Annotated in this window: 6 protein-coding genes; 4 read left to right on the top strand and 2 right to left on the bottom strand. The window is 69.0% G+C overall.

Translation table 11 applies throughout. The annotated features are described in order from the left end of the window. Positions 1-433: MFS transporter (locus tag AC792_RS11205; RefSeq protein WP_152916158.1), on the bottom strand; the 433-nt coding region annotated here is incomplete at its 3' end. Between the two features lie 63 nt (positions 434-496). Between AC792_RS11205 and ftsY the strand changes: the two genes are divergently transcribed. The 3 genes from ftsY to AC792_RS11190 all read left to right on the top strand — a co-directional run bounded on the left by ftsY (position 497) and on the right by AC792_RS11190 (position 3,515). Then, entirely contained in the window at positions 497-1,690 is a 1,194-nt protein-coding gene (gene ftsY, locus AC792_RS11200) for a signal recognition particle-docking protein FtsY (RefSeq protein ID WP_049830603.1), read from the top strand. A gap of 173 nt (positions 1,691-1,863) precedes the next feature. After that, positions 1,864-3,180 carry an ammonium transporter gene (locus AC792_RS11195; RefSeq protein WP_049830602.1) on the top strand — a complete coding sequence of 439 codons (1,317 nt, stop codon included), beginning with the start codon at positions 1,864-1,866 and terminating at the stop codon, positions 3,178-3,180. Next, positions 3,177-3,515, top strand: coding sequence for a P-II family nitrogen regulator (locus tag AC792_RS11190; RefSeq protein WP_049830601.1), 339 nt, complete (start codon positions 3,177-3,179; stop codon positions 3,513-3,515). Before AC792_RS11195 ends, AC792_RS11190 begins: the two co-directional genes overlap by 4 nt. Positions 3,516-3,702: 187 nt before the next feature. Here AC792_RS11190 and AC792_RS11185 read toward each other — a convergent pair whose 3' ends face one another. Beyond that, positions 3,703-5,142 (bottom strand): glucose-6-phosphate dehydrogenase, encoded by a 1,440-nt coding sequence (locus AC792_RS11185; protein ID WP_235436670.1) that lies wholly within the window; start codon positions 5,140-5,142, stop codon positions 3,703-3,705. A gap of 141 nt (positions 5,143-5,283) precedes the next feature. Here AC792_RS11185 and ffh point away from each other — a divergent pair, with 141 nt between their 5' ends. Continuing rightward, a complete protein-coding gene (gene ffh / locus AC792_RS11180) occupies positions 5,284-6,867 on the top strand; it encodes a signal recognition particle protein (protein ID WP_049830600.1) in 1,584 nt (527 codons plus the stop codon). The last annotated feature ends 19 nt before the right edge of the window (positions 6,868-6,886 follow it).

The raw sequence follows: 6,886 nt of genomic DNA, 5'->3' as shown, positions 1-6,886 counted from the left end.
GCCCCATGGCGGAGACCGTGAACATGGTGGAGCCGATGCCTCCGAGGGCGCGGAACAGCAGGAGCTGCCAGTACTCGGCGGCGAAGGCGCAGGCCGCCGTGGAGAGCGCCACGATGATCAGGCCCACGAGGTACACCGGCCGCTCGCCCACCCTCTCGACGAGCCGTCCGCCCGCCGGCGCGAAGATCAACCGCGTGAAGGCGAAGGCGCTGACGATCAACGCGGACGCCGTGACCCCGACGTCGAAGCTCAGGGCGAACTGGGGCAGGACGGGGGCCACGAGACCGAAGCCGATGGCGATCACGAACGCCGCGGAGATGAGGACCTTGATCTCCCGCGGGGTCCGTGGAGCGGGAGCCCCGCTGCCGGTTCGAGGATCCCCGGGGACGAGGGGGGCGGAGGAGCGCTTGCGTACGCGAGGGAAACCGGCCATGGTCCTCGCATTGTGTCACCGCTCGCACCGGGGTGCTCAATCCACCTGTGAGAAGGTTGATCGGTGAACGAGATCCTGCTCCCCGTCGTCTTCATCGTCCTCGCGATCGCCGTGGTCGGCTCGCTCGCCGTCGTCCTGGTCCGCGGCAGACGCACACCGCCCGGCATGTATCCCTCGCGGCGCGACGCCGACGACCAGGTGGTGGGCGCCGCCCACGGTTCCACCTCCGTCGACGTGCTCGAGGACCCCGACGGCGTCCCCACCGACGTCCTCGTCCCGGACGACCTCAGCGGGCTCGAGGAGACGCCGCCGGCGCAGCGCCTGGACAGCGTGGACCCCGTCCAGGGGCGGCTCGCGCGGCTTCGCGCCCGGCTCGTCCGCTCGAACAACGCCCTGGGCAAGGGCCTGCTCGCGCTCCTCTCCCGTGACACGATCGACGAGGACGTCTGGGACGAGGTGGAGGAGACGCTCCTCATGGCGGACCTCGGCACCGAGCCCACCACGGAGCTCGTGGATGCGCTGCGCGAGCGGGTGAAGATCGCCGGGAGCAGGAACCCCGCAGAGGTCAAGGACATGCTGCGCCAGGAGCTCGTGAAGCTCGTGGACCCGACCATGGACCGTTCGCTCGCGACCGAGCGCCACGCCGACCGCCCCGCCATCGTGATGGTGGTGGGCGTCAACGGTGTGGGCAAGACCACCACGGTGGGCAAGCTCGCCCGCGTCCTGGTGGCCGATGACAAGGACGTGCTCCTCGGTGCCGCCGACACCTTCCGGGCCGCCGCCGCTGAGCAGCTGGCCACCTGGGGTGCCCGCGTGGGGGTGCCCACCGTGAAGTCGGACGTCGACGGCGCGGACCCCGCGTCGGTGGCGTTCGAGGCGGTGCGGACGGGGATCGAGCAGGAGTGCGACGTCGTGCTGATCGACACGGCCGGCCGACTGCAGAACAAGGTGGGACTCATGGACGAGCTCGGCAAGGTCAAGCGCGTGGTGGAGAAGCAGGGCACGGTGGACGAGGTGCTGCTGGTCCTCGATGCGACCACGGGTCAGAACGGGCTCTCCCAGGCGCGTGTCTTCGCGGAGGTCGTGAACATCACGGGTATCGTCCTCACCAAGCTGGACGGCACGGCCAAGGGCGGGATCGTGGTGGCGATCCAGCGTAGCCTCGGGGTGCCCGTCAAGTTGATCGGCCTCGGTGAGGGCGCGGACGATCTCGCCCCCTTCGATTCCGAGAGCTTCGTGGACGCTCTGCTCGACTAGTCCGGTCGGCATCCTGGTCTCGACGTAATCTTCCCGAAACGTGCCGGTCATCCGCTTTTTACGGTGATGAGATCGCCGTAACCTGCCGGTAATCCGATCCCCGCGGGGTCGAAACACTCCGGCGTCATCCTGGAGGAGCGGGATTTCCCCGCACCCTTCGGAAGGACTGTGGAATGGACCTGACAGCAGGCGACGTCTGGGTGATGATCTCAGCGGCCCTCGTGCTCCTCATGACGCCGGGGCTGGCTTTCTTCTACGGCGGGATGACCCGCGCGAAGGCCGCCCTGAACATGATGATGATGAGCTTCATCGCGGTAGGACTCGTCGGCGTGGTGTGGGTCCTCTGGGGCTACTCGATGACCGGCGGCGACGGGATCGCCCAACTCTTCGGCAACCCGTTCACCTCCTTCGGGCTCACCGATCTCATCGGTACCGAGGACCTGATCGGCGCCGGCTTCGGAGCCACCTTCGCCATCATCACGGTGGCACTGATCAGCGGTGCCATCGCGGACCGCGCCAAGTTCGGCGCGTGGACCATCTTCGTCCCGATCTTCGTGACCCTCGTGTACTGCCCGCTCGCCTTCATGGTGTGGGGCGGAGGCCTCCTCAGTGAGGATGGCGCGGTCGGCGGTGCGGTAGGCGAGGCCATCGACTTCGCCGGTGGCACCGTGGTCCACATCAGTGCAGGCGTCGCGGCCCTCGTGCTCGCCCTGATCCTCGGCAAGCGCCAGGGCTTCGGGAAGGACCCCGCGCAGCGCCCCCACAACATCCCCTTCGTGATGCTCGGGGCCGCGCTGCTCTGGTTCGGGTGGTTCGGGTTCAACGGCGGCGCCGCGGGGACCACGGAGGAGGCCGGCCTGATCTGGGTCAACACGATGGTCTCCCCGGCAGCGGCGATGGTCGGCTGGCTGCTCACCGAGCGGGTCCGAGACGGGCGTCCCACCTCCCTCGGAGCGGCTTCGGGCATCGTGGCCGGACTCGTGGCCATCACGCCGGCCTGTGCCAATGTGAGCCCGGTCGGCGCGCTCTGCCTCGGTCTGGTCTCGGGTGCGGTCTGCGCGCTGGCCGTGGGCCTGAAGTACAAGCTCGGTTTCGACGACTCGCTCGACGTCGTCGCCGTCCACCTCGTGGCGGGCATCCTCGGCACGCTGGCCCTCGGCTTCATCGCACTGCAGGTCGACGGTGAGGGTGGAGGCCTCTTCTACGGCGGCGGTGTCGATCAGCTCATCGCGCAGATCGTGGCAGCGGCCATCGCCATCGCCTGGACCGCCGTCGTCACGGCGATCATCGGACTCGCGATCCACAAGACCATCGGCTTCCGGGTCAGCCCGGACCAGGAGGTGTCCGGTGTGGATCTCTCGGAGCACGCGGAGACGGCGTACGAGTTCGGCGGACTGGGGGTCGGTGGCTCGTTCCACCCCTTCGCCGACCAGATGAGCACCGGGCGGCACACGACCAAGCAGACCGCGACAGAGGAAGTGAACTCATGAAACTGGTGACGGCGATCGTGCGGCCGGACAAGCTCGAGGGCGTCCGGGGCGCACTGGAGAACTACGGGGTGCAGGGACTGACGATCAGCGAGGCCAGCGGCTACGGTCGCCAGCGCGGACACACCGAGGTCTACCGCGGTGCGGAGTACACCGTGGACCTCCTGCAGAAGGCGCGGGTCGAGGTCCTCGTCTCGGACGCCTGGGTCACCGACATCGTCGACGTCCTGGTCTCCACCGCCAACACCGGGCGGGCCGGCGACGGCAAGGTGTGGGTGATCCCGGTGGAGGAAGCGGTGCGGGTGCGCACCGGCGAGCGCGGCGACGCCGCGATCTGACCCCCGCGGACCGCGCAGGTGACCGAGGTCACCTCCCGGGGATCGGGGCGGCCACCGGGCACGGAGGAGGACGGGTACCGGACGGTACCCGTCCTCCTCCGTGTCATCACACCCCGGTCACCGCACCTGCGCATGGAGCGAGGACCACGGCGCCGACGCGGGACCTCCGATCAACCGGGGTGCAGGGTCAGGCCCTGCCGTGGGAGGAAGGCCACGCATCGGGCCCGTCGGACCCGGCGGCGTACTCCTCCAGAGGTACCTCGTCGGCGGCCCAGGCCGCGAGGACGGGGTCCACGATGCGCCAGCAGTCCTCCGCCGTGTCGCCGCGGACCGACAGCGTGGGGTCACCGGACAGCACGCCGTCGAGCACCTCGCCGTAGGGCAGCAGGTCCGACTCGTTGAGGTCGGCGCTGAGCACCGCCCGGTCCAGCGAGAAGATGTCCCCCGGTCCGTTCACGTCGAGCTCGAGCTGCAGGGTGTCGGGGCCGAACCCGATCCGCAGCTTCGTCGGTGCATCCTGACCCGTGAAGCCCACCGGCAGATGGCTGACGGGACGGAAGGTGATCACGGCCTCCTTGCGCTGCGTACCGAGGGCCTTGCCGGAGCGGAGCACGAACGGCACACCGGACCAGCGCTCGTTGTTGATGGACACGGTGACCTCGGCCAGCGTCTCGGTGTTCCTCGACGCGTCCACGCCCGGTTCCGCCACGTAGTCCGGGACGCTCCGATCACCGATGGTCCCGGCCGTGTAGCGGGCGCGCCGGCTGCTCGAGGGATCGGAGAGGTCCACCGTGCTGGCACGCAGGACCGAACCGATGTGGTCGCGGAGATCGCGTTCGTGCAGGCTGGACGGGGCGTTCAGGGCCAGCAGCGCCATGACGTGCACCAGGTGGCTCTGGATCATGTCCCGGAGGGCGCCGGCGCCGTCGTAGTACCGTGCCCTGTTCTCCAGCGCGAGGTCCTCGTCGAAGACGACCTCCACCTTCTCGATGTGGAGGTTGTTCCACACCGGCTCGAGGAACCGGTTCGCGAAGCGCAGGCCCAGGATGTTGAAGACCGTCGCCTTGCCGAGGAAGTGGTCCACCCGGTGGATGTTCTGCTCCGGGACCAGCTGGGCGAGCTTGTCGTTGAGGCTGTGGGCGGACGCCTGGTCCGTACCGAAGGGCTTCTCCATGACCAGCCGCGTGCTCTTCGGCAGGGCGCCGGGCTGCAGTGCACCGCACGCCTTCTGCGTGATGGCCGGGGGAAGGGCGAAGTAGATGGCCACGGGCCCCTCGAGGGTACCCACCAGCTGGGCCAGACCGTCCTGGGTGACGTCCACCCGGTGGTAGGAGCTGCGGTCCCGCACCCGGTGGAGCCTGTCCCGTCCGGCGTCGTCGGCGTGCTCGAGTGCGTCCGCGAAAGAGGAGTCGATGCGCTCGCGCCACTGGTCGTCGGTCCAGTCGTCCGAGCCGGCACCCACCAGGTGCAGGTCCTGCTCGCGGCCGAGCCGGATCAGGCGGGCGAGCCCGGGCAGCAGGAGACGTCCCGTGAGGTCCCCGGAGGCGCCGAGGATCAGGAGCGTCCGGACCCGGACATCTGCCTCGTCGGGGATGCTGTCGTGTTCTGCGAGAGAATGTTTGTCCACGTAGCTCACCTAACCACTTAAGGCTGGGCGTGTCCCGTACCCGTTCGCACCATCGTGGCCGGGCACGTCCGCGGGGAGGACCCAGTTGGTACCCTTGGGAGTTGACGCTCCACCTCTCCCGATGAAAGTAGTTCACGGCACGTGTTCAATTCACTCTCCGACCGGCTGACTGCGACCTTCAAGAACCTGCGCGGCAAGGGCCGCCTCACCGAGGCGGACATCGACGCCACCGTCCGCGAGATCCGGCGTGCACTGCTCGACGCCGACGTCGCGGTACCCGTGGTCCGTGCCTTCACGGCGGCGGTCAAGGAACGTGCCCTCGGCCTCGAGGTCTCGCAGGCCCTGAACCCCGGGCAGCAGATCGTCAAGATCGTCAACGAGGAGCTCGTCACCATCCTCGGCGGCGAGACCCGACGCATCCGCCTCGCCAAGAACCCGCCCACCGTGATCATGCTCGCGGGCCTGCAGGGTGCGGGTAAGACCACCCTCGCGGGCAAGCTGTCGAAGTGGCTCAAGGGCCAGGGGCACAGCCCGCTGCTCGTGGCGTGCGACCTCCAGCGGCCCAACGCGGTGCGCCAGCTCCAGGTCAACGGCGAGCGCGCCGGTGTCCCCGTGTACGCGCCGCACCCCGGTGTGAGCTCCGAGTTCGAGGCCGCCACCGGTGATCCCGTGGCCGTCGCCCGTCAGGGTGTCGCCGAGGCCCGCGCCAGGCTCCACGACGTCGTCATCGTGGACACCGCCGGACGCCTCGGCGTCGACGCCGAGCTGATGCAGCAGGCCGCGGACATCCGCTCGGCCATCACCCCGGACGAGGTCCTGTTCGTCATCGACGCGATGATCGGGCAGGACGCGGTGAACACCGCGCTCGCGTTCGACGAGGGTGTGGACTTCACCGGCGTGGTGCTGACGAAGCTCGACGGCGATGCGCGTGGTGGTGCGGCGCTCTCCGTCGCGTCCGTCACCGGCAAGCCCGTGATGTTCGCCTCCACCGGTGAGGGCCTCGGTGACTTCGAGCTCTTCCACCCGGACCGCATGGCCTCGCGCATCCTCGACATGGGTGACGTCCTCACCCTGATCGAGCAGGCGGAGAAGTCCTGGGACAAGGACGAAGCCGCCCGGATGGCGAAGAAGTTCGCCGACCAGGAGGACTTCACGCTCGACGACTTCCTGGCGCAGATGCAGCAGATCCGCAACATGGGCTCCATGAAGAAGATGCTCATGATGATGCCGGGTGCCGCGAACATGCGCGAGCAGCTGGAGAACTTCGACGAGCGGGAGATCGACCGCGTCGAGGCCATCGTGCGGTCCATGACCCCGCACGAGCGCCTGGCCCCGAAGATCATCAACGGGTCGCGCCGCGCGAGGATCGCCCGCGGTTCGGGTGTGCACGTGTCCGAGGTGAACGGCCTGCTGGAGCGGTTCACGCAGGCGCAGAAGATGATGAAGAAGATGGCCTCCGGTGGAAGCATCCCCGGGATGCCGGGCATGGCCGGCCCGGGAGGGTTCGGCGGTGCGCGCAAGTCCAAGGCGGTCGCGGCGAAGGGCAAGAAGAAGCCGCGCTCGGGCAACCCCGCCAAGGCCGCGCAGGAGCTGCAGGAGGCCCAGGCGCGACGCGATGCCGCCCGCACCGCCGCGCCCACCGGTGCTGCGTTCGGCGGTCAGCAGGACTTCGACCCCTCGGCGATGAATCTCCCCAAGGGCTTCGAGAAGTTCCTCGGCAAGTAGCACGGTGATGCCTCCGATC

It is taken from the genome of Arthrobacter sp. RIT-PI-e, assembly GCF_001187915.1.
Lineage (GTDB): Bacteria > Actinomycetota > Actinomycetes > Actinomycetales > Micrococcaceae > Arthrobacter_D.
This window is presented reverse-complemented; position numbering and strand designations above follow the sequence as displayed.

What these genes read in the sequence shown, in the direction of transcription:
- AC792_RS11190 (WP_049830601.1), top strand. Translation starts at nt 3,177, where the DNA reads ATGAAACTGGTGACGGCGATCGTGCGGCCGGACAAGCTCGAGGGCGTC.
- AC792_RS11195 (WP_049830602.1), top strand. Translation starts at nt 1,864, where the DNA reads ATGGACCTGACAGCAGGCGACGTCTGGGTGATGATCTCAGCGGCCCTC.